This is a genomic window from Sporosarcina sp. FSL K6-1522, assembly GCF_038622445.1.
In the GTDB taxonomy this organism is placed as follows: Bacteria; Bacillota; Bacilli; order Bacillales_A; family Planococcaceae; genus Sporosarcina.
In genome coordinates this window covers 457,439-481,580 of record NZ_CP152019.1, presented here as the reverse complement: position 1 = coordinate 481,580, position 24,142 = coordinate 457,439, and the positions used below count along the sequence as shown (strand labels likewise).

Here is a 24,142-nt window from a genome sequence, read left to right as displayed (position 1 = left end):
GGAAAGGAGCAATGAAAGTGGGTCATTTCACTGCTATAAAAGAGACGGGTGAAAGAATAGAAACGTCACAAACCCGAAAAATAGAGGGCAGTGAACGGGAGAAAAGTAAGCATCAAAGTCGTTTCAAACGATTGCTGTTCATCCTGACGCTCGGTCTCATCCTGTCGATTACATTTTCTGTTATGCTCGGCCCTGTGCCAATCAGCATGTTAACGGTTTGGAAGATTGTCGCGTCACAACTTCCTTTTGTTGGCGATACGGTTCCGGTAAATTGGTCGCTTGCACAGCAAAATATCATCTGGGAGTTGCGTTTTCCACGGGCGTTGCTCGGGGGGATTGTAGGGGCCGGTTTGGCGGTGGCTGGGGTAGGGATACAGGCGCTTGTTAGAAACTCCTTGGCTGATCCTTATATTCTCGGTGTGTCGTCCGGGGCTTCTGTAGGTGCAACGCTAGTCATATTATTCGGAGCGTTGCAGTTTTTTGGTCAGTATGCCTTGTCGCTTGCTGCTTTTCTTGGGGCATTCCTATCCGTTGTGTTCGTGTACACATTTGCGCGGGTAGGTGGACAGATTTCTACCATTCGGTTGCTACTGGCGGGGATCGCAATATCCATGATTTTAGGGGCAGTCACCAATGTTATTGTGCTTTCCGCACCTGAAGAAGAAGGGATTCGGGGCGCATTATATTGGATGATGGGAAGTTTGGCGGGCGCGAATTGGACAATTTTGCCCATCCCGGCTATTGCCGTTGTGGTGGTTTTTGTCTTTCTGCTGTATCAATCTCGCACATTGAACTTGATTTTGATGGGCGAAGATACGGCTGCAACATTAGGCATCAATGTTGGCGCATTTCGGAAAGTGTTAATTGTCGTTATCTCTCTTTTAACTGGCGTGCTCGTTGCAGTAAGTGGTGCAATCGGTTTTGTAGGATTGATGGTACCCCATATGATTCGATTGCTCGTAGGTTCGGAACATCGAAAAGTGCTCCCTATCAGTGCGTTATTTGGTGCTGTGTTTATGATTTGGGCAGATATTGTGGCAAGACTTGTTGTCGCGCCAGAAGAATTACCCATTGGTGTCGTGACAGCTCTTTGTGGCGGACCCTTTTTCATATGGCTATTACGAAGAAGTTCTTATACATTTGGAGGTCGTTCATGATGGGGGTAATGGTTGAAGGCGTGTCAGCCAGCATAAGGGACAAGGAAATTATCTCTGCTATTCACATGCAGGTGAAACCTGGACAGTTTGTTGGACTGATTGGTCCGAATGGTAGCGGAAAATCCACGTTGTTAAAAAGCATTTACCGAATCCATAAGCCAGATTGTGGTATCATCACATTGGATCATGACAATGTATATGAACTGTCGGCCAAAAAAACGGCACAGAAAATGGCGGTAGTTAGTCAGGAATCGCAACATACCTTTGAGTTTTTTGTCAAAGAAATTGTGTTGATGGGACGAGCACCGCATAAAAAGATGATGGACACAGAAACGACAGAGGACATGCGCATTGCGGAAGAAGCACTTGAGAAAGTAGGGCTCGAATGCTACGGAGACCGGCTTATCTCTACATTGTCCGGCGGCGAAAAACAACGGGTGATGGTAGCGAGGGCACTTGCGCAGCAAGCGAAATACCTTATACTCGATGAGCCAACGAACCATCTGGACATTCATCATCAGTTGCAGTTGATGGATTTGGTCAAGACATTAGACATCACGGTCATTGCGGCACTTCATGATTTAAATATCGCTTCGGTCTATTGTGATTACATCTATGTGCTAGATCACGGTAGATTGGCTGTTTCAGGGAGGCCTGAAGAAGTACTAACAGAGACAATACTAAAAGAAATATTTCGGGTGAAGACGAATATCATCCAACATCCAATCACAGGGAAAACACATATTACTTTTCTTTCGGATGTTGTCGGAAGAGATGAAAAGGAGTTTACATAATGCTTAAAAAATATTGGCCATTGCTAAGTGCAATCATGATAATGGCAATCCTGGTTGCTTGTGGTCAGTCGGACAATGAGAAAGACGACAAGACTGTGGAAGGGGAAAAACAAGAAGGGGAAACAGCTGAAGCGTATGAACCGGTTACGCTAGAAAACTTCGGTCGCACCGTCACGTTTACAGAACCACCTAAACGAACAGTTGGATTAATGCAAGATAATGCGGAGTTACTGTTGGCACTTGGACTGGATGAATATGTTGTAGGTTACTCTTTTCCGCGCGATAAAGCAGCGATAGGCCTTGAGGACAAACTAAAGAAAGTTCCACTTTTGACAGAAGGGTATCCTTCTAAAGAATTGTTGCTAGGTCTTGAACCGGACTTTGTCATGGGGTCTTATGATTTTTTTGTTGACGGTGTCGTAGGAACGACTGCTGAACTTGAAAAATTCGGCGTGAAATCATATATTCCTGAAGCAAGTGGAGAACCGTCAACAATGGAAAATATGGTGTATAAAGAAATCCATGAAGTGTCCCGCATTTTTGGCGTTGAAAGTCGGGGAGATGAATTAATCCAGTCCATTCAAGACAAAGTAAAGGATATACAAGAAAAAATAAGTGGCGAAGAACCGCTGGACATTTTTTATATGGCTGGGGGAGATAGTGGGGCTGCTCTTACGACTGGAGGCGACATGATCCGATCTCATGTTGTTGGCTTGGCAGGCGGTAAAAATATCTTTGGTGAGGTAACGGGATGGATGGCTGAAGTCAGTTGGGAAGAAGTAATTGAGCGCAATCCTGATGTTATCGTACTTGCTTACTGTTGCGGAACGACCCCAGAGCAATTGATGGATACTATCTCCAATATCCCATCGCTTCAGGACGTTGACGCAATCAAAAATAAACGCTTTGTTACAATTGAGCATGCTGATGTGGATCAGTCGGTTCGAATTCCAAATGGGCTGGAGACGTTGGCAAAAGGTTTTTATCCCGAGCTTTTTAAATAAAAAGTAATGGGGAAGTCGGCAAGACTACTTGGTTTTCTAAGTAGGGCCCTTCACTTCCCCGTAAAAGTATCAATTCAAAACCCTTTTCTTCAATGGAGAAGGGTTTTTTGATGAAAAAAAGATAATTTCAACACACCCCTTTACAGCTCTTCTGCATATAGTGTACTATGTAACTAGAACACTGGTGAGGGAAGGGGATGTACTTATGCAACAGTGGAATGGGTTGTTACGAAGAGAATGGGTGTCGATGAAGTGGCTATTGCTTGTCAGTGTACTCTTTGCAGTCACCACAATGGCTGTTATGCCTGCGGTGGTGATCCGCGCATTTGATATGAATGTACTGGTTTTTGAAGTTGCACTTGTCATTTGTTTTCTGTGGGCGTGCGCAAGTATGTTAGCACCTGCGGTGACTTTATTGACCATTTTGGAAAGGGAAATGAAGCGCCCGGATATGTGGCTTCACTCAAATGCTTCTATCTTTAAGTTGATTGGCTCGAAGGTGTTTTTTGCATTGCTGATTGGAGCAGGAGGGTTACTGATTCCGACGTTTGTCCTTGCGCTATATTATGCATTTGGGGGCTCGTCTATACTGGCGTTCAATGCCCTCTTGTTTCATGGGAGTTTGTTCATCGGTGCAATATTTGTGGCGTCGATTGCAATTACGTGTATGGGTTTCTTTTTCTGGGTGCTGTATCGATTGATGGAGCCATATATCAAAGGTTTTTCCATTCCTGTTACAATCTTTTTGTTCTTCCTTGTGGCGGGCATAACAGAGCGAATCATGGCTTCAGATGTCTACAACAAATTGGTTAAGGTTGGACCTGTTGATTTGTACCAATTAAAAAATCCGAAGCTTGAGATTGGGAATGGGTATTTTGAGGTGATAGGTACGAATTTTTACACGGGAGAAATTGTGTTTAATGTACTTTTTACAATGGCAATCTTCATTGGAGGAGCCGTCTTGTTTGAAAAGAAAGTGAGGTTATAAGCGATGGGCATAGATTTTCTTCCAGACAAACCAATATATCAGCAGCTCATCGATCGAATTACGGGCGACATCATTCGAGGAACGTTGAAGCCAGGGGAGAAATTGTTGTCCGTTCGTGAATATGCAGTTGAAGCGGGAGTCAATGCGAATACGATGCAGCGCGTTTATAGGGAGTTGGAGCAGATGGGCATCACGGAAACGAAGAGGGGACAGGGGTCTTTCGTCACGGAAGATGAAGAGAAGATTACGGTGCTTCGGGATGAAATGAAGGAGCAGCTGGTGTCGTCCTTCCTTCAAAGTGTGGAGGCATTTGGTTTTACGACGTCTGAAATTGTGCAGCACTTACAGGAGAGGGGTGGGGTGAATGATTGAGCTGAAACAGATTTCGAAAAAGTATGGGAGGAAGAAAGCGTTAGAACAGATTACGCTAACGTTGCCACAGGGGAAAATCATTGGGCTTGTCGGGGAAAATGGAAGTGGAAAGACGACACTGTTGAAAGTGATGGCGGGCCTGTTGACACCGAATTCGGGGCGTGCGACGTTTAGCGGCAGCCTCATAACGCGTAAAGTGGCGACGCATATTGCGTATATGCCGGATGCCGATTTGTTTTATCCATATTTTACGGTGCAGCAACTATTTGATTTTTATGAATCACAGTTTACGGATTTCAATTCGACAAAGGCGAAGGAAATTGCGCAGTTTTTGAATGTATCACTTGATTCGAAAATAAAGACGTTGTCAAAAGGGAATCGGGGACGCGTGAAAATTGCGGTGACGCTTGGGCGTGAGGCGGCTTACTATTTGTTGGATGAACCGTTTTCAGGCCTTGACCCAATGGTGCGGGATGATATCGCAAAAGGGCTCATTCGATTTACAGATCCAGAGCGACAAACCGTTATACTGTCGACGCATGAATTAAAAGAAGTGGAGCCGTTGCTTGATGAAATCGTGGTATTAAAAGGGAATCGGATGATCGCACATGAGGCGGTGGATACAATTCGTGATACTTATGGAAAAGATGCGACCTCATGGATGGTGTCGTTATTTAGAAAAGAGCATTAATATGAGGGAATGTTTTTAGAGTAAACACAGAATAGGAGGTTCGGCGACAATGGACACACTACTAATTATATTTATTATAATCGTAGGATTCATTTTAGCTGGTTTAGGCTTCTTTGTAATGTATAAATTTTATAAGAAAATATGATGATAATTTAACCTTTGGATCAGTATTGCTTAGAAGGGGGCGGCAACGTGGACATGAAACCAGTAGTAGAATTAAAGAATTTATCGAAAACGATTGGTAAGAAAAAAATTATTGATAACTTGAATTTAGCGCTATATCCGGGGCAAATTACGGGGTTTCTTGGCCCAAATGGGGCGGGGAAAACGACGACGATTCGGATGATGGTGGGCTTGATGAAGCCGTCTGGCGGAGATGTTGTCATTGATGGTGTTTCACTTGCAGATGACTTTGAAGGAGGTCTTTCAAAGGTCGGGGTCATTGTTGAAAATCCGGAAATGTATAAGTTTATGTCGGGCTATAAAAACCTTGTGCATTTTGCGCGTATGCATGAGGGGGTGACAAAGGATCGTATTGATGAGGTTGTCAATCAGGTTGGCATGCAAAAACGGATTCATGAGAAAGTCTCAACATATTCACTTGGAATGCGGCAGCGTCTCGGGCTAGCGCAAGCACTTTTACATCGACCAAAGTTTTTGATTCTCGATGAACCGACGAACGGGCTGGATCCGGCTGGGATTCGTGAGTTTCGCACGTATTTGAGAAGCATTGCCGAGAAGGAAGGCGTCTCGGTCTTTGTCTCAAGTCATATGCTGTCGGAAATCGAATTGATGTGTGACCGGATTGCGGTGATTCAAAATGGAAAGTTAATCGATATGCGGGAAATGTCGGAGGCGCAGGCGTCGTTTTATTATGTAGAGGCTTCGCCGATGGATGCAGCGAAACGTTTACTAAGTGCGGAAGGATTTACGGTTGAAGCATACAAGGATGGATGGATCATCAATGCAGAAAAAGCGCAAATTCCAGTGCTTGTCGGACAGATGGCGGAGCAAAAGCTACAATTGTTTGCCATCCAACCATATCGTAAAACGTTGGAAGATCAATTTTTGGAAATGACGGGAGGTGGTCAGATTGCTGAAGCTCATGCAAAATGAATGGATGAAGTTATGGAGTAAAAAAGGGACTTGGGTGATGGCAGGCCTACTTGTCGTGATGGTTGCAGGCATGTCTGGCTTGTCGAAGTGGATTGGGACAATGAATGATAACGGCGAGCAAAATTGGAAAACGTACGTCCAAGAGGAGTTAACCTATACGCAAGAGCAACTTGGTGACTCGACACTGGTGAAGAGTGAGCGAGAGAGGCTCGAGGACAAGGAAAAGGTTTTTGAGTATCGGCTAGCGAATTCAGTCGCACCATTGGATAGTTTTAGCCGTGAAAATATGATTATGGATTCTTCTGGGATTGGATCTTTCGTTGTTTTACTAACAGTTATCGTCGCGGCGGGGATTGTAGCATCCGAATTTTCGCAAGGGACGATTAAAATGTTACTATCACGTCCAGTGAAAAGGTGGAAGATATTAACGGCAAAGTTTATAGCGGTGAATGTGTTTGGAATTATGTTGATGCTCGTTGGCTTTGTGGTGTCGATCATTTGTGCATATATCTTGTTCCCAGCGAGCAGCGGACAAGAGCTTGTCTGGAATGGTAAAGAGGTTGTGGCGGCATCTGTTTGGGGGAAAGGCTTGTATATGTTGTTACTATCTTTCGTCAATGTATTCGTTACAGCAACATTTGCCTTTATGATTGGTAGCGTCTTCCGTTCGAGTTCATTAGCGATTGGGCTTTCGCTCTTCATTTACTTCATGGGCTCGACGGTCGTGATGGTTTTGGCGAAGTATGAAATCGTGAAATATATCATCTTCACACATATGGATTTGACGATTTATGAATCAGATTTCCGGATTGTAGAAGGCGTTACCATGTCGTTTTCGCTTGCTGTTTTAGCAGTCTATCTGTTGATATTCCTTGTGATTAGCTATATGACATTTATAAAACGTGATATTACAGCATAAGCAATATGGAAAAGTGCAGGGCGCTGTACAGACGTGACCCGAAGGAGTATAGACACAAAAAAGCCCTCCAGCATTTTGGAGGGCTTTTCGATGTTATTATTTATGATTGCTGAATGTACGTACAAGACCAGCGATGTTACCAACAAGAACGAATGCGAACAATGTGAACATGATATATAGGAACCACATGAGACGATCACTCCTTTTATATAAAATCCTCTTCCCATTATACCACCGCGGGGAGGGGCAAGCAATGGTGGTGGGAAAGAGTAGTGGGAATTGTGGCAGAATGATAGCGGAAGTTGTAGAAAGTTAAAAAGAGCCGCAAACCAAGGCGGTTTACGGCTCATTCATAGGTTACTCGATTATTTTGTTTGCTCATTTTTTAGTAAATCGCGGATTTCTTTTAGTAGTTCTTCTTTTGGATCCACTTCAGGTGGAGCTTCTACTTCCTCCACAGGCTTTTCTTTAGGCTTGAGTTTCATGAGCAAACGGAGGGCTATGAAAATGGCGAAAGCGATGATGGTGAAATCGACAATGTTTTGAATGAAGACACCATATGTAATTTCTGCTTTCATTACTGTAATTTTCAGTCCAGTAAAATCAATTCCACCTAACAGAATTCCGACCAGTGGCATAATAATATTATCAACAAGTGAGGAAACAATTTTCCCGAATGCTGCACCAATGACAACTGCTACGGCAAGGTCCATGACGTTCCCTTTTAACGCAAATTCTTTGAAATCCTTTAACATAAATGCCCACCCCTGTCCTATATATAGTTATTATACGGTTTCCCTATCTGAAAACAATACCCTTCATACTAAAATAGTAAACGTTATAAATAAGGGACTCGTTTCAGGATGAAGTCAGACGGTTTTTAGCAGTCCTCTTCGACATCCTGCGGAAACCAACGATAGACCGTTAAATCAACTTTACCAGTTGGACTAAATTGAACACCCTCCATTTCAAGTAGCTCACGTTGGTCACCGCCCGTAAAAGAGATCTCACCTTTGGCGTTAATGATGCGATGCCACGGCAACTGGTGTTTTTCGCTCATAGAATGAAGAATCCGTACGACTTGCCGCGCACCACGAGGGCTTCCTGCGGCAGCGGCGACTTGTCCATATGTCATAACGTGGCCAATGGGAATGCCTTGTATGATTTGTATGACTCGTTCCGTGAATGGATTCAATAGAGGAACCTCCTTGCGTTTCGTTCATTTATAAGAAAAGACCGCGTCACGTCAAAGTTTGGCGCTGAGCGGTCTTATTTTTTTCTCATGTTTATGTTGAAAATATCCATATACGGCAGTTGCAAATGTTAGCCACAGAGCGCTTGCCATAATACCACCAACAATGTCACTAGGATAGTGAACGCCAAGGTAGATACGACTGATGCCGATGATTAAAATCATAAAGGTCGCAGATAACAAGAGTAAAATACGACTAGCAACTGTTTTCACATTACGCCAAGCAATATAAGCGATAATCGCATAAAGACTAAAGGCCATCATTGTATGTCCACTTGGAAAACTGAAGCCATTTGCGTCCAGAATGCGGTGAATTTCAGGTCTTTCTCGCTTGAAATATAGTTTAAGCAACCCATTTAACAAAGGGGTTCCAATAATGACGACAAGGAACAAAAATGCTTGGTGTCGGTAATGCATTTTAAAGTAAAGAATTGCGGCTACAATCACAGAAATCAGTGCAACGACAAAACCGGAGCCAATCCATGTAAAGACGGTCATAACCGCTGTTAACCAAGGTGTTTCCCAGCCTTGGACAATTTGGATGATGGATGTATCGAAGTGAGCGATGGACTTGTTGCCGACGGCAGTGGCGATATAGCCGAATGCAATTCCGAAACCGATACATAGAAGAAAAGCCAATAGAAAGCGGAGTGAGAGCTCACGCATAATAAAACAACACCTTTCACTTGCGACTGATCTTTGTTTAGCAGGAGGCTTGGGTCTCAGTGTACTTGATTGTATATCATTTCCGGGGAAATAAACAATCGTTATGAATGAAAAGTGTTTCATCACTATTTGGAAAAGTGATACACTAGAAAGAACTATTATTTACTAAAAAGGATCGATTATGACATTATTTTTTTTACTACTAGGCGGGTACATGCTAGGCAATGTATTGACGGCCTCTGTGATTGGTACATTTATTTATAAGAAAAATATTCGGATGGAAGGCAGTGGCAATCCAGGTGCGCGTAATGCGGGACGTGTTTTGGGGAAGAAGGCATTTGTCGCGACTTTCATCGGCGATGCGTTAAAAGGAGCGTTAGCGGTGATGGTTACAAAATGGCTTGGGTTTGGAGCCGTCATCGAACTTTTTGTCCTGTTTGCCGTCATGTTAGGACATGTCTATCCATTTATTTTACGATTTCGTGGTGGGATGGGTGTCTCGACGTTCATTGGCGGAATGCTAGCATTTAACCCTTTGCTTTTTGCGATGTTTGTGGGAGTGTTCCTTCTTTTCTACCCAATGTTCAGGAGCTTTACACTTGCAGGGCTAAGTGCCGTTGTCTTGATGCCAGCGCTACTGTTGGTGTTTTCCTATGAGGTTCCTGCGATGCTCACTGCTGGTTTATTGTCGGCACTGCTGTTATTTGCCCATCGTGAGGATCTAAAAGAGAAACTGATGCCGAAAAGGGGTTGAGAAAATGGGCTTCGTGTACAAAATTGCCGAAACACCATCTGAGTTTGAACAAATTCACACATTAAATTATCGAACATTTGTGGAGGAAATTCCACAGCACGAACGAAATGCTTCTCATCAATTAATCGATAAATTTCATGATGAAAATACATATATTATTTGTCTAAAGGACGAGCGTCTTATTGGTATGATTGCGGTTCGAAGTAAACGTCCTTTTTCACTAGATGCCAAAATAGGCCTCGTGGAGCATCATTTGCCTGTTGAGATTACCAATCCTGTAGAAATTAGGCTACTGGCGATTGAACGTGCTTATCGCAATGGGCGTGCTTTTCTCGGTTTGGCGCAAGCGTTGGTCCGTTATTGTTTGAAAGTAGGTTATGATGCAGCGTTAATATCTGGGACGGTACGTGAGCAGAAATTGTACGGTCAGCTTGGTTTTTTGCCATTTGCTCGTTTGACAGGGACTGCCGAAGCAGCATTTCAGCCGATGTATTTGACGAAGACTACATTCGATGCTGGACCGGCTGGCAGAATTTCTAGGCGGCATGTGAATTTTTTACCGGGCCCTGCAACGATTGCTGAAGATGTGAAAAAAGCGATGTTGGCAGAGCCTTTATCCCATCGTTCGTCTGAATTTGATGGTGTATTGGCGCGTGTAAAATCGAGCTTGTTGTCATTAACGGGTGCGCGACACGTCCAATTGTTGCAAGGGACAGGAACGCTCGCGAATGATGTAGTAGCCGGGCAATTGCATAGGCGTGGCGGCAAAGGGCTAATCCTTGTGAATGGCGAATTCGGTGTGCGGTTGATGGATCATGCTAGGCGTTTAGGTTTGTCCTATGACACGCTGGAAATCGCATGGGGCGAAACTTTTTCTGAGCAGGACATCCGTCATTTATTAACGACTAATGATTATTGCTGGCTATGGATTGTGCAATGCGAGACGTCGACGGGCGTGCTAAATGATCTTGAGATAGTGACACAGCTCTGTTCAGAATATGGGCTAACGTTGGCAGTTGACTGCATAAGTGCGATTGGGACGGTGCCCGTCGATTTGACTGCTGTCGATTTTGCTTCGGGAGTGAGTGGCAAAGGTTTATTAAGTTATACGGGTTTGTCGTTCGTCTTTCATAAGGAGGACGTTCCGAAGAGTGATGATTTGCCACGGTATATCGATTTAGGGGCGTATGTAGAGGAGCAAGGGGTTCCTTATACACAGTCGTCTAACTTGGTTGCTGCACTTGACGTAGCATTGAGGCGATATGCATCTGCTGAAGATGTATTTATACAGATTGGCAAACGTGCGGAGAAAGTATGGACGGCAGTAGAAGATGCTGGCCTGACAATCGTTGCAGATCTGGCTTCTTCGTCACCAGCGATTATGACCATTGGGATGCCAGCAGGTATGTCTGCGATGCAACTCGGGGATAATTTGTTTTTGAATGGTTTTAATCTGCATTATGAAAGTGCTTATTTACGCGAACGTAATTGGTTACAAATTGCTTGTATGAATGAAGTAAAAGAGAAGGAAGTGGAGCGTATGCTAGACTTGCTCAGGATCCTCACTGCACGTACCCTGATAAAAAAGTAGATAAGGAGAGGATTTGTATGAAAGAGTTACAAGCCATCGAGGAATGGCATGATGTATTAGAGCAATCAAAAGAGGCACCGTTATTTGTGTTAAAGCATAGTATGACGTGTCCGGTGAGTATTGCTGCGTTTAGCGTGTTCGAGGCGTATACGACAACGATTCCCAAATATTTTTTGACTGTGCAAGACAGTCGTCCAGTTTCTAATGAAATTGAAAGGGACTTAGGCATTCGACATGAGTCACCACAGCTATTCTTATTGAAGGATGGTAAAGGAATTTGGCAAGCTACACATTATGCGATTAGTAAAGCTGAAATTGGAAAGGCTGTAGAGGAATATATCGAGCGAGCTTGATAAGATTGACGGTGTATGAATAGGTTAATATAGGCGTCATCTAACAATCGGGATGGGGGAGAACGATTTGCGTTTAGCGGGTAAAGTAGCGGTGATTACAGGTGCAGCAAATGGCATTGGGGCTGTAGCAGCGACTCTTTTTGGCCAACAGGGGGCGCAGTTGGCAATCGTTGACTATAATGAGCAAGCTGGGGAAGCGAAGGCAGAAAAATTGCGAGCGGATGGGGTTAACGCGGTATTTTTTCAAGTAGATGTTGCGAGCCAAGCTAGCGTAAAAGCAATGGCAGCAAATGTACTAGAGACGTTTGGGCGAGTAGATGTGCTCATTAATAATGCAGGAATTACGAAAGATGCGATGACGTTGAAGCTAGAAGCGGCCGATTTCCAGCGGGTGATTGATGTGAATTTGACGGGTGTCTTCTATTGTACACAAGCATTTTTACCGACGATGCTTGCGCAGGGAAAAGGGAAAGTCATTAGCACATCCTCAATTGCAGGCACGGGCGGCAATATTGGACAGACGAATTATGCAGCGTCGAAAGCGGGTATTATCGGAATGACGCAGACATGGGCGAAAGAATTTGGTCCGAAAGGCATTAATGTCAATGCTGTGGCGCCTGGATTTATCGAAACCGAAATGATTGAGACGATTCCGGCAAAGATATTGGAGCGTATTCGACAGATGACCTATGCTCCGAGATTGGGAAAACCTGAAGATGTGGCAAATGCTTATTTATTTCTGGCATCCGACGAGTCTGACTTCGTGAATGGCACTGTTTTAGAAGTCGATGGCGGCATGTTGAAGTAAGCATGTGGAGCAAGGGGATAAGATTGTGGGTAAGCGGTGATTTTGAATGTTATGCACATGTGGAAAAGTGCTAGTCGCATCTATCCACAAAAAAGGGCTGAACCTGTGAAAATGGGTTCAGCTTTTTTGTCGTGTATACACATCCGAATGGACTAAAAATAGAAGATTACTCTATGGGGAGTTATTTTCGATATTAAAATAATATTGACAATTTAGAATAGTTACCCTAACATTGTCATATAAACGAACCACTGGTTCTATATTAGAACCACCCAACAAGAGGAGGTCTTTTTATGCGAGTAGCAACAGATATTGGTGGAACATTCACCGATCTAGTATATGTAGATGATCAAGGGACATTCGGATATGCAAAATCACATACAACACCCCCTAATTTTGAGGATGGTGTCATTAATGTAATTAGAAAAAGTAGCATTGATTTTGATGAAATCGATATGTTCATTCATGGATCAACGGTTGTTATTAATGCGTTAACAGAAAGAAAAGGTGTAAAAGTAGGCTTACTGACAACAAAAGGAACGAGAGATGTTTTAGAAATTGCGAGGGGAAATAGACCGGATTTATATAACTTTAAATACCAAAAGCCAGAACCTTTTGTAGAGAGACATTTGAGAATAGAGGTAGAAGAGCGGTTAGATTACAAAGGAAATGTGGTCACATCATTAAATGAAGCTGACATTGCAAAGGCCATTGAGTATTTTAAGGAAGAAAAAGTTGAAGCGATTGCGATCTGCTTTTTACACTCGTATCTTAATCCAACACATGAAGCAAGAGCTGCCGAGATTGTAAAGGGATTGTGGCCTGAAGTTTCTGTAAGCGCTTCCTATGAGATTACGAAGGAGTGGAGGGAGTATGAGAGAACGAATACAACAGTACTGAATTCATATGTTAAACCGACTGCGAATGCGTATATTAATAATCTTTCAAACAAATTAAGTGATTTCAATATCAAAGAAAACCGTTATATTATGCAATCAAACGGTGGTGTAACGACGTTTGACAATGCGAAGAATATTCCAATCAATATGGTCGAATCTGGACCGGTAGCGGGAATATTTGGGGCTGCAATTTTAGGAGATATGATAGGTGAAGAGAATATTATTGCTTTCGATATTGGAGGTACAACGGCAAAATGTTCGTTAATTAGTAAAGGCGAAGTCAAAGTAACGACAGATTATTATATCGAGAAGTCTGAGAAAAAGGCAGGCTATCCGATTAAAGTACCTGTTGTCGATATTGTAGAAATTGGAAATGGCGGCGGTTCAATCGCTTGGATTGATGAGCTAGGTTCACTTAAGGTTGGTCCGCAATCAGCAGGATCATCCCCAGGCCCTGTTGCTTATGGGCAAGGGGGAAAATTACCGACTACGACGGATGCCAATTTGTTTGTGGGTAGGCTATCGAGCAAAAACTTTGACTATGAAGTCAATCTGGATGAGGTCCGTTATGCGATAGAAGAGAATGTCGCAGGTCATTTTAATGTGACTCCTGAAGAAGGTGCGTTGGGGATTATCGATATCGCAAATTCAAATATGCTTAATGCGTTAAAGCTGATTTCGGTAAGAAAAGGCTATGATCCACAAGATTTTACACTAGTTGCCTTTGGCGGTGGGGGCCCTATGCACGCGGCTGAACTTGCAAGGGATCTCGGTGTGAGAAAAGTCATTATTCCTGCATCCCCTTCTGTCTTTTCTGCATGGGGAATGTTGATGACGGATTTGCGACATGATTATATTCAAACATATATCAAACTATTAAATACCTTGGACTTAGTAGAAATGAATGCGAAATGGGCGGATTTAGAACAGCATGCCTATGAGCAATTTAAAAAAGAACAAGTCGATGAAGACAGGGTATTATTCTCCCGATTTGCCGATTTGCGCTATGTCGGGCAAGAACATACTGTGAAAGTACCCGTTCCGACCAGCTTGTGGGATGAAGAAAGTATTGCTGATATTTTGACACAATTCCATACTATGCATGAACAGATTTATTCCTTTAATTTGCCGAAAAGTGCTGTTGAAATTGTAAATGTCCATCTGATTAGTTTTGGAAAAGTTGAAAAGCCCATCATCTCGAAGTTGGAAGCAAGTGATGCTAGTGTATCTGACGCGAAAATTGAAGAGAGAGATGTATTTTTCCATAACATCGGCTGGCATCAAACGCCAATTTACGACAGAGCTAAACTAACAAGCGGGCTCGAAATAACTGGCCCTGCCATCGTAGAGGAACAATCAGCATCTACTGTCATTATGGAAAATCAAAAATTATTGGTAGATGTGTACGGCAATCTAATTATCGAGACGGGAGTGAAATCATGATGACAAACGTCAATCCATTTACGTTAGAAGTAATTAAAGACTCGTTGATGTCTATCGGTGAGGAAATGTTTATTGCATTGGCAAGAACCTCAATGAGTCCGATGTTTTACGAAGTATTGGATTATGCATGTGGTTTAACGGATGCGAAAGGGAATTTAATTAGTCAAGGGAATGGGGTGACGAGCTTTATAGGGATGTTAAGCCCGATGGTGCAGCATGTGCTTGAGAAGTACGATGATGGAAATGAGTTGAATGAAGGTGACATTATTATTATCAATGATCCTTATGTTGGCGGTGGCTCGCACTTATCTGATGTTGGGCTTGTCATGCCCATCTACTATGAAGGGCAACTTGTCGCATTTTCAACGAATAAGGGACATTGGACGGAAATTGGAGGCAAAGATCCAGGTTCTTTTACAAATAATTCGACTGAAATTTATCAAGAAGGCTTGCAACTACCAGGTGTTAAATTATTTGAAGCTGGAAAAATAAATGATGGTATTGTCGACATCATCGCTACGAATGTTCGATTGCCACAATTGTCATTAGGGGATATGTGGGCACAAGTTGCAGCTTTACGGACAGGTGAAAAAAGAGTCAAGGAACTATGTCTCAAATATAAGAAAAGCAGTATAACAAGTACGATGGAAAACCTTGTTCAGCAAGCGGAAGAATATTCGTTTAAAGAGTTAGCGCAGTTACCAAAGGGAACTTATGAAGCACAAGATTATATAGAAGGGGATCCAGCAAAAGGCGGGCCTTATCCGATTAAAGTGAAAGTAACAATTACAGAAAACGAATTTATTTGTGATTTTAGAGGCTCTCATGAACAAGTCATGAATCCCGTAAACTGCTCTTATTACGGATTGCTTGCAAGTGTTCGGGTGATGTATTTAGCGATTTTGAGACCCAAATTTACGATAAACGAAGGACTGTTCAAACCGTTAAAAATTATTGTTGATGATAATTCAATCGTCTCTGCAACAAGGCCAGCACCCGTATCGATGAACTTTGAGGCGCGACTCGGAGGGGCTGAACTGATATGGAAGGCATTGGCGCCATTGTTGCGAGATCGGCTAACTGCCGGGCACCTTTTGTCTGTCTGTTCATTCCTGCTATCTGGTAATCATCAAGAGACAAATGAGCCATTTCTCATTGTTGAACCGACACTAGGTGGATGGGGAGCAGGAGAGGGCCAAGATGGACAGCGAGGCCAGTTTTGTATGGGGAATGGAGAAACGTACAATATGCCAATTGAAATTGCTGAGGCAAGGTACGGGGTACGAGTAGATAATTATGGACTTAGATGTGATGGTGAAGGAGCTGGGGAATACATCGGTGGATCAGGTGTTATCCGTTCTTACCAAACTTTGAGTGAAGGTCAAGAACTTACAGTTAGTTTCGGACGCCATCAATTTAAACCATGGGGAATGAATAAAGGGGAAGATGGTTCATCTAGCTATATTGAAGTGCAGAAGGAGAATGGAGAAGTTATAGGACCTTTTGGTGTGTCGTCACGACTGAAATTGGATAAAGGCGACATCGTTCATCTCGTCACTGCTACAGGCGGTGGTTATGGTGAAGCGGTTAACAGGGATGCGGAAGCTGTGTTAAGAGACGTGAAGAATGGCTATTTCACGGTGAAACAAGCCGATGAGAAGTTTGGTGTGATTATTAACGAGCAAAAAGATACAATCATCGGCTTGACTGAGTCTAGGATTAAAAATTAAATGAGCACCTTTTGTGACGGTTATTAATCGGTGATGGGAGATTGGGTGTATGACGTTAAAAACATTAGAAAATGCATTGGATGTACTATCTTACTTCACTTTGGAAACGCCGGAATGGGGATTGAGAGAGTTAGCCCGCACGATGGATATGAATCACACTGTATTGCATCGCATACTAAAAACCTATGAGAAAAAGGGATACCTTATCCAAAATGAGGTGTCAAAGAACTATGAATTGGGTTTGAAGTTTTTGGAGTTTTCAAGTGTTATTAAACAGAAAATGAAACTATCTGAGTTTGTTGTCCCAGTCATGAAAGAATTAGCGGAATCTGTTAATGAAACGGTCTTTCTAACGCTAAAAGATGGGCGTGAGGGAGTGACCGTTGAAATTGCAGAATGTAAGCAACAAATTCAATTTAACGTTGCTGTCGGGACACGTACCCCGCTTTATGTGGGGGCATCTTGCAAAGTGATTATGGCTTTTATCCCTGAGAAAGAGCAGTTAGAAATATTGGAAACAGGTATGAAAGTATTTACTGAAAAAACAATGACAGACAAAGAATTGATTAGACAAGATTTGAAGGATATTTCAGAGAAAGGTTGGAGCTTTACCAAAGGCGAGTTTTCGGAATCTGTTTTTGGGATTGGGGTACCGCTGTTCAACGATGCTGGAACGATTATTGGATCACTAACGATAGCGGGCCCATCGTATAGAATGCCTGAAGAAAAATTAGAAGAAGCATTGCAGATTATACAAACAAAGACAGCTACTATTCAACGCTATTTTAATAAGTTTGGGAGTATCTATTACTAATGAAAATATGACTAAAGGAGATTTCTATATGGTGAATAAAAAACATATTGAAAAGAGTCATCCGACGATATTAAACCCAGCTATTATGATTGTCGTCATTCTAATGTCTGTTATTGGTGCAATCATTGGTGTTCAACTGATTACTTCACTTGGAATTTCGGCGAATACGTCCATTGTTGGTGCTGTATTTGCAATGATTCTTGCAAGAATACCTTTGAAAATGTTGTTTAAATTTAAATCGATTCATAGTCAAAATCTTGTTCAGACTTCTATTTCAGCAGCAACTTTTGGAGCTGCTAGTAGTCTGATGCTACCTATTGGCATACCATATGTGCTTGGTATGCACCATTTGATTATGCCATTGTTTATTGGTGTCACGGTTGCAATGTTTATTGATGCTATTTTACTTTACAAAATGTTTGATACAAAAGTGTTTCCGGCAAAAGAGGCTTGGCCACCAGGAATTGCAACCGCGGAAGCGATTAAAGCGGGAGATGAAGGGGGAAGCCGAGCGAAGTTTTTGCTTGTAGGAATCGGAATTGGGGTAGTTGGATCGTTCTTGAAAATTCCGATGTCGGCTTTTGGTGTCGCCTTTATCGGGAACATTTGGGCACTGACAATGTTTGGGGTAGGACTGCTGTTAAGGGGTTATTCCACGCCAATATTTGGTGTAGATATCAATGAACTTTACATTCCACACGGTTTTATGATAGGTGCAGGAATCGTAGCTTTAGTTCAAGTTGTTATTCTAATCTTTAATAAAAAGAAAGGCGAAGCTGCGATTGAAGAAGGGTTTTCCAGGGGCAATAAAGAACTGGGACAAGCGTTCGGGTATGGTTTTATCGCATATGTAGCGATATCGATATTGTTAGCGGTGTTGGGCGGACTATACACGGATATGTCGCCGGGTATGCTTATTGGCTTCATCTTTTTTGCGACTCTAGCTGCATTTGCGCATGAACTGATTGTGGGTATTGCAGCGATGCATGCCGGCTGGTTTCCAGCATTCGCTGTTGCGCTTATTACACTGATTATTGGGATTTTAATCGGATTTCCTGTCGAAGCATTGGCGTTATTAGTTGGATTTAGTGCATGTACAGGGGTTGCTTTTGCTGATATGGGGTACGACTTGAAAACAGGTTATATCATTAGGGGAAATGGGACAGATATGGAATTTGAGAAAAAAGGGCGTCGCCATCAATTATATGCCGGCCTTGTAGGTTTTTTTGTCGCGGCGATAGTGGTATTACTGTCATTTGATGCTTATTTTTCTCAAGGATTAATTCCACCAGTTAACCACGTTTACGCGGCTACAATTGAGTCGGGTATTTCAGGCGATATTGCAAAACAGTTACTGATTTGGGCAATTCCGGGTGCGCTTATACAATTTATTGGCGGTTCAAAACGGCAGATGGGGATTTTGTTTGCAACGGGCTTATTGTTGCTGAATCCTATTGCTGGATGGGCTGTGTTAGCGGGGATTGTTATTCGATTTATCATTATGAAAAGTAGTGCGGCAAAACATGAGCAAAATATGACGATTATGGCTGCCGGTATTATCGCAGGAGATGCGATTTACAACTTTTTTAATTCGATTCTGAAAGTGGGCAAATAATTGTACCTTTCAGGGGGGAGCTTATAAAAATATAATTATCCTACTTAAACACCTCTATTTAAAATCGCCAATAGAGGTGTCTTTCCATTTGTTGAAAATGCTGTTTATCCTGACGAAACACAGAGAAATTTCACGGATTGTTCCGTTGTATTGAGCCAATAATGTGGTCGGCTACAGTCGATGATGATCGTGTCATGTTCTTGTAAAAGGTACTCTTCATCGTTGATTTGGACAGTGAGTGTGCCTTCTAACACGTACAGGAATTCTTTTCCGTGGTGCGTGAAGGGACGACCTTTGTTTTCGCCTGGATGAAGGATGACGAGAATGGGGCTGAAGCCTAAGTCGCCTTGATTGCCGGACAAATCTTTGTAGATGAATTGGTTGATTGTCAAATCGTTGTCACTGTCGATTCCGCGAATGACGGTTGGTTGTGTTTGTTCTGTGTTGGTGGAAAAAAAGTAGCTAGGGTTTACTTGTAGCACTTCGGAAATTTTTTTCAGGGATTCAAGTGTTAAAGAGGATTTCATACGCTCTACTTGGGATAGGAAACTGATGGATAGGTCGGTTTTTTCCGCAATCTCTTTGAGTGTGAGTTTTTTTTCTTTGCGAAGCAGTTTAATTTTTTCGCCGATTGCTATGTCCATAAAGATACCTCAATTCTTTTACTAGTTCGTGTTGACAGAATATTGTTATTACCTTACTATAAAGTTGATTGGAATTGAAGTGGTGGTTCAATTATATTTTTATATCACTTCAAATTCAGGTGTTTGTATACCAATGATAACGTTAAAGGGGAGATTTGTTAATGATTATTAATCATATGTATTCAACTGTAGATGTCCATGTTGCGGGAGAGCCTTTACGGATTATTACGGATGGACTACCGGAAATTAAAGGGGAAACACAGCTAGAAAGACGAGCTTATTGCATGGAGCATTTAGATGACATTCGAAAAGTTTTGATGCTGGAACCACGTGGACACCATGGAATGTATGGTTGTATCATCACACCGCCGGCAAGCCCACATGCCGATTTCGGAGTATTGTTTATGCACAATGAAGGCTGGAGTACGATGTGTGGACATGGAATTGTTGGTGTGATTACGATGGGGATCGAAACAGGTCGCTTTAAAGTGACGGAAGAAAATCAGAAGTTTGTAATCGATAGCCCTGCTGGGGAAGTTATTGCGTATGCGAAATGCAACGGCTCAATTGTGGAATCGGTTTCATTTGAAAATGTTCCTTCATTTGTATTGAAAAAAGATGTACCTGTGAATATTGAAGGCTATGAATTTACAGTTGATGTTGCTTTTGGAGGCGCTTTCTATGCGGTTGCGCAAAGTAAGGATATTGGCTTAAAGGTCAATACAAAGGATTTACCAGCGCTGCAAAAGTGGGGGACAAAAATTAAGCATTATATTGAAGCGGAACTTAATGTCGTTCATCCACTTGAAAGCGGTTTACACGGGATTTATGGAGTCATTTTCTCAGATGAGCCTGTCCAAGAGAATGCTGATTTACGTAATGTGACGATTTTTGCGGATGAGCAAGTAGACCGTTCGCCATGTGGAACGGGTACTTGTGCAAGACTTGCAACGTTGTATGAGAATGGCACATTGGGTGAAAACGGCACATTTGTTCATGAGAGTATTACAGATGGGCAATTCATCGGCGAAATTTTGTCGGTATCTAATGTAAGTGAGCATAAGGCGGTCATTCCGAAAGTGACGGGGCAAGCTTATTTGACAGGGATTCATCAGTTTTTAGTGGACCCACGTGATACATTGCCAAGAGGATTTTTGTTGGAAGAAGTATAAATTGTTATCGGTATATAAGTTGAACATATGATTTTCACCTACTCTCTAGCAAAGATGCTTTATAAGAGGTCGCCGAAGCTGTAAGGCAGGCAATTATTCCTTGCCTGCCTTACGGTGGGAGGCATCCGCAAGCGTCTAGCGTTGTTAGTGGGATTCTTTAGTTCAGTAAAGCTTTTGTAAATAGGGGAATGATCGACGGGGGGATGTATAGATGGGATGGTGGAAAAAGCAAAATCTTTTCATCCAAGTGGCGATAGGTGCCGCGATTGGGATCATCATTGGCTTGATTTTGGGGCAGAACGCAAGTTATTTGAAGCCGATTGGTGACATTTTTATCAGATTGCTTCAAATGTTAATCGTTCCATTGACGTTCTTTGTTTTAATTGATGGCATCACGAACTTGCCTAGTATGAAGTCATTAAGATCGATAGGTGGCATTACAATTTTATATTATTCACTGACGACAATTTTTGCGGCGTCTATTGGGATTGGTGTAGCTCTACTGCTCAATCCTGGAAAAGGTGCACAGGGGTTGTTAACGGGAGATAAAGTAATTGAACCGGAAAAGTTCAGTTTTATAGATAATATAGTTGAGTGGGTCCCGAATAACATTATATTAGGGATGGCAGAAACGAATATGCTTCAAATCATCATTGCGGCTGTTATTATCGGGGTTGCTCTACTGAGTTTAGGGGAAAAAGTAAGTGGACTTACGAAGCTGATCAATGAAGGTGCGACATTGATGTTGAAAATCACTGACATTATTATGAAGGTTGCGCCTATCGGTATTCTTGCATTAATTGCAAACTTGGTAGGAACAACAGATATGAAGATTTTGTATGAAGCGCTGTACTATGTCTTAAGTTGTCTGATTGGCTTGGCGATTCTATTATTAATCGTCTATCCGACGCTCATAAAATTGTTTACCAAATACAAACCATTGGGCTTCTTTAGGGCAATTAGCCCTGCATTGCTCGTTGCAGCCGCTACATCATCTAGTAATGCTACGTTACCGGTATCAATGGACGTCTCCAAGAAGCTTGGAATTTCTGATAAAATTTATGGATTTACATTGCCGCTTGGGGCAACGATCAATATGGACGGTTTAGCCGTAACATTTGGTGTCACCGGCGTTTTTGCAGCAAATATCTATAATATACCGATTACACCGACGTTGATTTTACAATTTGTTTTTCTTGGCCTTGCTTTATCCATGGGAACTGCAGGAGCTAGAGGAGCAGACATCGTTATGATGGCTATTTTAATGTCTACATTAGGTTTGCCGCTGGAAATTGTGGCGGTCTATGCAGCGGTGTCACCATTGGTAGATACAGGTAATACGGTAAATAATATTGCTGGTGATCTGACGGGGACGGCGATTGTGCATTCGCGTTTCGATGGCGAGGTAGATGCATTTGAAGAAGAGTCAGAAGTGTTGTTAGAGAAAACACCTACAACTGCACAATGAGGGTAGATGGATCCGTTGTGCGTTTGCATGGAGAGCTTCAAAATTGGAGGAAAAAGATATGTTGATTTTAAGTGCAAGTGAGCAACAGAAATTAGTGGATATGCATGAGGTGATGGATCGAGTTGCTGTTGCTTTGGAGGAGTTTTCTGCTGAGCGAACAGATACACCGATACGGCTTGCGCTACCATTCGGTGAAAGGAACTCAGGATTAGTGATGCCATCTGTTGCTGAAGGTTTGCAAACGATGGGGCTGAAATATGTGACGGTCGTTCCTGATAATAAGGAGAATGGCAAGAAGACGATTCAAGGGGTTGTCATGCTTTCGGATATTAAAACGGGAGAACCGCTTGCTTTGTTGGAAGGTTCTTATTTAACACTTATGCGGACGGGGGCTTTATCGGGAGTAGCGACAAAGCATTTTGCGCGTCAGGATGCGAAAGTGTTGGGGATTATCGGAACAGGTGAGCAGGCGAGAGGGCTTTGTGAAGCGGTAGTGGCGGCTCGAGATATAGAAGAGGTCCATGTTTTTAATCGAAGTGCAGGTAAATCCGAAGAGTTTGCCACGTTTGTGAAGGAGAAGTTTGGTTTGAAAACAGTCGTATGCGAGGATCCGAATGAAGTGGTTCGCCATGCAGATGTTTTGGTAACGGCTACGAGTTCAACGACGCCTGTTTTCACAGAAGCGTTGAAACCAGGAACGCATGTGAATGCGGTGGGATCGTTCCGTCCAACGATGCAGGAGTTGCCTAGCCACGCGATTATCTCAGCGAGTAAAGTAGTCGTTGAAGCTGAGGACGCTGCCCTAGAAGAAACGGGCGACTTGCAGGTGCCAATCCGAGAAGGCGTATTCTCAGAGACAGGTATTCATGCAGAGCTTGGAAAAGTGGTTAGTGGCGAGCGTCCAGGCAGAGAAAACGATGAGGAAATTACGGTATTTGAATCAGTAGGTCTTGCGATTGCGGATATTGTTGTAGCGAAATATTTGTATGAGAAGGCTGTGACTACTAAAGCTGGGGTTCGGGTGGAATTGTAAAATTGAATAGCCTTGGAGTTATTGCTATAACTTGGGGATTTAAAAAGGAAGTCTGACAAAAAACACCTAGACACTTTCACTTATGGATAATAATCCTTGGAGGAAGTGTCTAGGTGTTTTTGAGTTCAGATCTAATAATTTGTTTCAATAAACAGTTGTTTTAATTATCTGAATTATGGTATAGTGATAAAAAATTAAACATATACTGTAATTCGGGAGGTAGAGATGGAGGATATATTCAATAAAATAAAGAGTCTTCGAAAAAATCAAGGGATGACACTGAAAGAACTGAGTGAAAAAACAGACCTGTCAGTGAGTTTTTTGTCGCAGATTGAAAGAGGAACAACTTCTTTGGCCATAACATCATTAAAGAAAATTGCAGATGCATTAGGAGAATCGATGGTTTATTTTTTCGAAAACGATAATGATTTAAATTATGCTGTATACGAAAAAAATCAAAAACCATTCCGAATTGGGAGCTCAGATACAACACTCGTTAGTCTTAGCAATCATTTTCCAGATCGGAAAATGGATACGTTCATCATAACGCTAGATCCGAATCATAAAGACCCTGAGCTTGTTCAACATCCTGGAGAGGAATTTTACTATGTAATTGATGGGGAGATTGTTATATATATTGGGGACAAAAAATATTTTTTAAAAAAGGGGGATGCGATTCATTTTCCATCTACATTGCTTCATAAGTGGGAGAATCCACTTGATAGAGAGACAGTATTAATAAGTTCCGTGAGTCCAGCAGTTTTTTAATGAAGGGGGTTGTATAGTTAGTTATCTGATTCTAATAACAAATATTTATATATTGAATAAATACAGCGTAGGTGTGTTTTAAAGGGGAATC

General features: G+C 42.3%; 24 protein-coding genes. 20 read left to right on the top strand and 4 right to left on the bottom strand.

The genetic code is table 11. The features are described from left to right. Positions 1-11: 11 nt before the first annotated feature. The 8 genes from MKY34_RS02265 to MKY34_RS02230 all read left to right on the top strand — a co-directional run bounded on the left by MKY34_RS02265 (position 12) and on the right by MKY34_RS02230 (position 7,041). Positions 12-1,157, top strand: a complete 1,146-nt coding sequence (locus MKY34_RS02265) for an iron ABC transporter permease (protein WP_342513640.1) — start codon at positions 12-14, stop codon at positions 1,155-1,157. Then, complete coding sequence (locus MKY34_RS02260) at positions 1,157-1,951, top strand: ABC transporter ATP-binding protein (RefSeq protein WP_342515168.1); 795 nt, start codon at positions 1,157-1,159, stop codon at positions 1,949-1,951. The genes MKY34_RS02265 and MKY34_RS02260 overlap by 1 nt, the downstream gene beginning before the upstream one ends. Beyond that, positions 1,951-2,955 (top strand): ABC transporter substrate-binding protein, encoded by a 1,005-nt coding sequence (locus MKY34_RS02255; protein ID WP_342513639.1) that lies wholly within the window; start codon positions 1,951-1,953, stop codon positions 2,953-2,955. The genes MKY34_RS02260 and MKY34_RS02255 overlap by 1 nt, the downstream gene beginning before the upstream one ends. A 205-nt stretch (positions 2,956-3,160) precedes the next feature. Further along, positions 3,161-3,943, top strand: coding sequence for a hypothetical protein (locus MKY34_RS02250; protein WP_342513638.1), 783 nt, complete (start codon positions 3,161-3,163; stop codon positions 3,941-3,943). A 3-nt stretch (positions 3,944-3,946) separates the two neighbouring features. Then, the gene (locus tag MKY34_RS02245; protein WP_342513637.1) at positions 3,947-4,315 is read left to right on the top strand and encodes a GntR family transcriptional regulator; all 369 of its coding nucleotides are present in this window, start codon (positions 3,947-3,949) and stop codon (positions 4,313-4,315) included. Then, positions 4,308-5,006: an ABC transporter ATP-binding protein gene (locus tag MKY34_RS02240; protein WP_342513636.1), complete on the top strand. Its 699-nt coding sequence runs from the start codon at positions 4,308-4,310 to the stop codon at positions 5,004-5,006. Before MKY34_RS02245 ends, MKY34_RS02240 begins: the two co-directional genes overlap by 8 nt. Before the next feature lie 198 nt (positions 5,007-5,204). Continuing rightward, positions 5,205-6,122, top strand: a complete 918-nt coding sequence (locus MKY34_RS02235) for an ABC transporter ATP-binding protein (protein ID WP_342515167.1) — start codon at positions 5,205-5,207, stop codon at positions 6,120-6,122. Continuing rightward, complete coding sequence (locus MKY34_RS02230; protein ID WP_342513635.1) at positions 6,100-7,041, top strand: ABC transporter permease; 942 nt, start codon at positions 6,100-6,102, stop codon at positions 7,039-7,041. Before MKY34_RS02235 ends, MKY34_RS02230 begins: the two co-directional genes overlap by 23 nt. Before the next feature lie 365 nt (positions 7,042-7,406). On the opposite strand, the gene mscL is transcribed toward MKY34_RS02230, so the two are convergent. From mscL to MKY34_RS02215, 3 genes are all read right to left on the bottom strand, one after another. Then, entirely contained in the window at positions 7,407-7,796 is a 390-nt protein-coding gene (mscL, locus tag MKY34_RS02225; protein ID WP_342513634.1) for a large conductance mechanosensitive channel protein MscL, read from the bottom strand. A 125-nt stretch (positions 7,797-7,921) separates the two neighbouring features. Then, the gene (locus MKY34_RS02220; RefSeq protein WP_342513633.1) at positions 7,922-8,236 is read right to left on the bottom strand and encodes an MGMT family protein; all 315 of its coding nucleotides are present in this window, start codon (positions 8,234-8,236) and stop codon (positions 7,922-7,924) included. 51 nt (positions 8,237-8,287) lie between these two features. Then, a complete protein-coding gene (locus MKY34_RS02215) occupies positions 8,288-8,959 on the bottom strand; it encodes a phosphatase PAP2 family protein (RefSeq protein WP_342513632.1) in 672 nt (223 codons plus the stop codon). Positions 8,960-9,140: 181 nt separating this feature from the next. On the opposite strand from MKY34_RS02215, the gene MKY34_RS02210 reads away from it, so the two are divergent. From MKY34_RS02210 to MKY34_RS02175, 8 genes are all read left to right on the top strand, one after another. Beyond that, entirely contained in the window at positions 9,141-9,713 is a 573-nt protein-coding gene (locus MKY34_RS02210) for a glycerol-3-phosphate acyltransferase (protein ID WP_342513631.1), read from the top strand. Between the two features lie 4 nt (positions 9,714-9,717). After that, positions 9,718-11,304, top strand: a complete 1,587-nt coding sequence (locus tag MKY34_RS02205) for an aminotransferase class V-fold PLP-dependent enzyme (protein ID WP_342513630.1) — start codon at positions 9,718-9,720, stop codon at positions 11,302-11,304. 17 nt (positions 11,305-11,321) lie between these two features. Further along, a complete protein-coding gene (gene ytxJ, locus MKY34_RS02200; protein ID WP_342513629.1) occupies positions 11,322-11,657 on the top strand; it encodes a bacillithiol system redox-active protein YtxJ in 336 nt (111 codons plus the stop codon). A gap of 67 nt (positions 11,658-11,724) precedes the next feature. Next, complete coding sequence (fabG, locus tag MKY34_RS02195) at positions 11,725-12,465, top strand: 3-oxoacyl-ACP reductase FabG (protein WP_342513628.1); 741 nt, start codon at positions 11,725-11,727, stop codon at positions 12,463-12,465. Between the two features lie 293 nt (positions 12,466-12,758). Further along, complete coding sequence (locus MKY34_RS02190; protein WP_342513627.1) at positions 12,759-14,807, top strand: hydantoinase/oxoprolinase family protein; 2,049 nt, start codon at positions 12,759-12,761, stop codon at positions 14,805-14,807. Beyond that, the gene (locus tag MKY34_RS02185; RefSeq protein WP_342513626.1) at positions 14,804-16,537 is read left to right on the top strand and encodes a hydantoinase B/oxoprolinase family protein; all 1,734 of its coding nucleotides are present in this window, start codon (positions 14,804-14,806) and stop codon (positions 16,535-16,537) included. Before MKY34_RS02190 ends, MKY34_RS02185 begins: the two co-directional genes overlap by 4 nt. A gap of 49 nt (positions 16,538-16,586) precedes the next feature. After that, the gene (locus MKY34_RS02180; protein WP_342513625.1) at positions 16,587-17,351 is read left to right on the top strand and encodes an IclR family transcriptional regulator; all 765 of its coding nucleotides are present in this window, start codon (positions 16,587-16,589) and stop codon (positions 17,349-17,351) included. Between the two features lie 28 nt (positions 17,352-17,379). Next, on the top strand, positions 17,380-18,966 hold the full coding sequence (locus MKY34_RS02175; RefSeq protein ID WP_342513624.1) for an OPT/YSL family transporter: 1,587 nt from the start codon (positions 17,380-17,382) through the stop codon (positions 18,964-18,966). Positions 18,967-19,070: 104 nt separating this feature from the next. On the opposite strand, the gene MKY34_RS02170 is transcribed toward MKY34_RS02175, so the two are convergent. Beyond that, positions 19,071-19,610: a cupin domain-containing protein gene (locus tag MKY34_RS02170; protein ID WP_342513623.1), complete on the bottom strand. Its 540-nt coding sequence runs from the start codon at positions 19,608-19,610 to the stop codon at positions 19,071-19,073. A gap of 161 nt (positions 19,611-19,771) precedes the next feature. Here MKY34_RS02170 and MKY34_RS02165 point away from each other — a divergent pair, with 161 nt between their 5' ends. From MKY34_RS02165 to MKY34_RS02150, 4 genes are all read left to right on the top strand, one after another. After that, entirely contained in the window at positions 19,772-20,782 is a 1,011-nt protein-coding gene (locus MKY34_RS02165) for a proline racemase family protein (RefSeq protein WP_342513622.1), read from the top strand. Between the two features lie 211 nt (positions 20,783-20,993). After that, positions 20,994-22,250 carry a dicarboxylate/amino acid:cation symporter gene (locus tag MKY34_RS02160; protein ID WP_342513621.1) on the top strand — a complete coding sequence of 419 codons (1,257 nt, stop codon included), beginning with the start codon at positions 20,994-20,996 and terminating at the stop codon, positions 22,248-22,250. A gap of 58 nt (positions 22,251-22,308) precedes the next feature. Then, positions 22,309-23,283, top strand: a complete 975-nt coding sequence (locus MKY34_RS02155; protein WP_342513620.1) for an ornithine cyclodeaminase family protein — start codon at positions 22,309-22,311, stop codon at positions 23,281-23,283. 225 nt (positions 23,284-23,508) lie between these two features. Continuing rightward, complete coding sequence (locus MKY34_RS02150; protein WP_342513619.1) at positions 23,509-24,051, top strand: XRE family transcriptional regulator; 543 nt, start codon at positions 23,509-23,511, stop codon at positions 24,049-24,051. Positions 24,052-24,142: the final 91 nt, after the last annotated feature.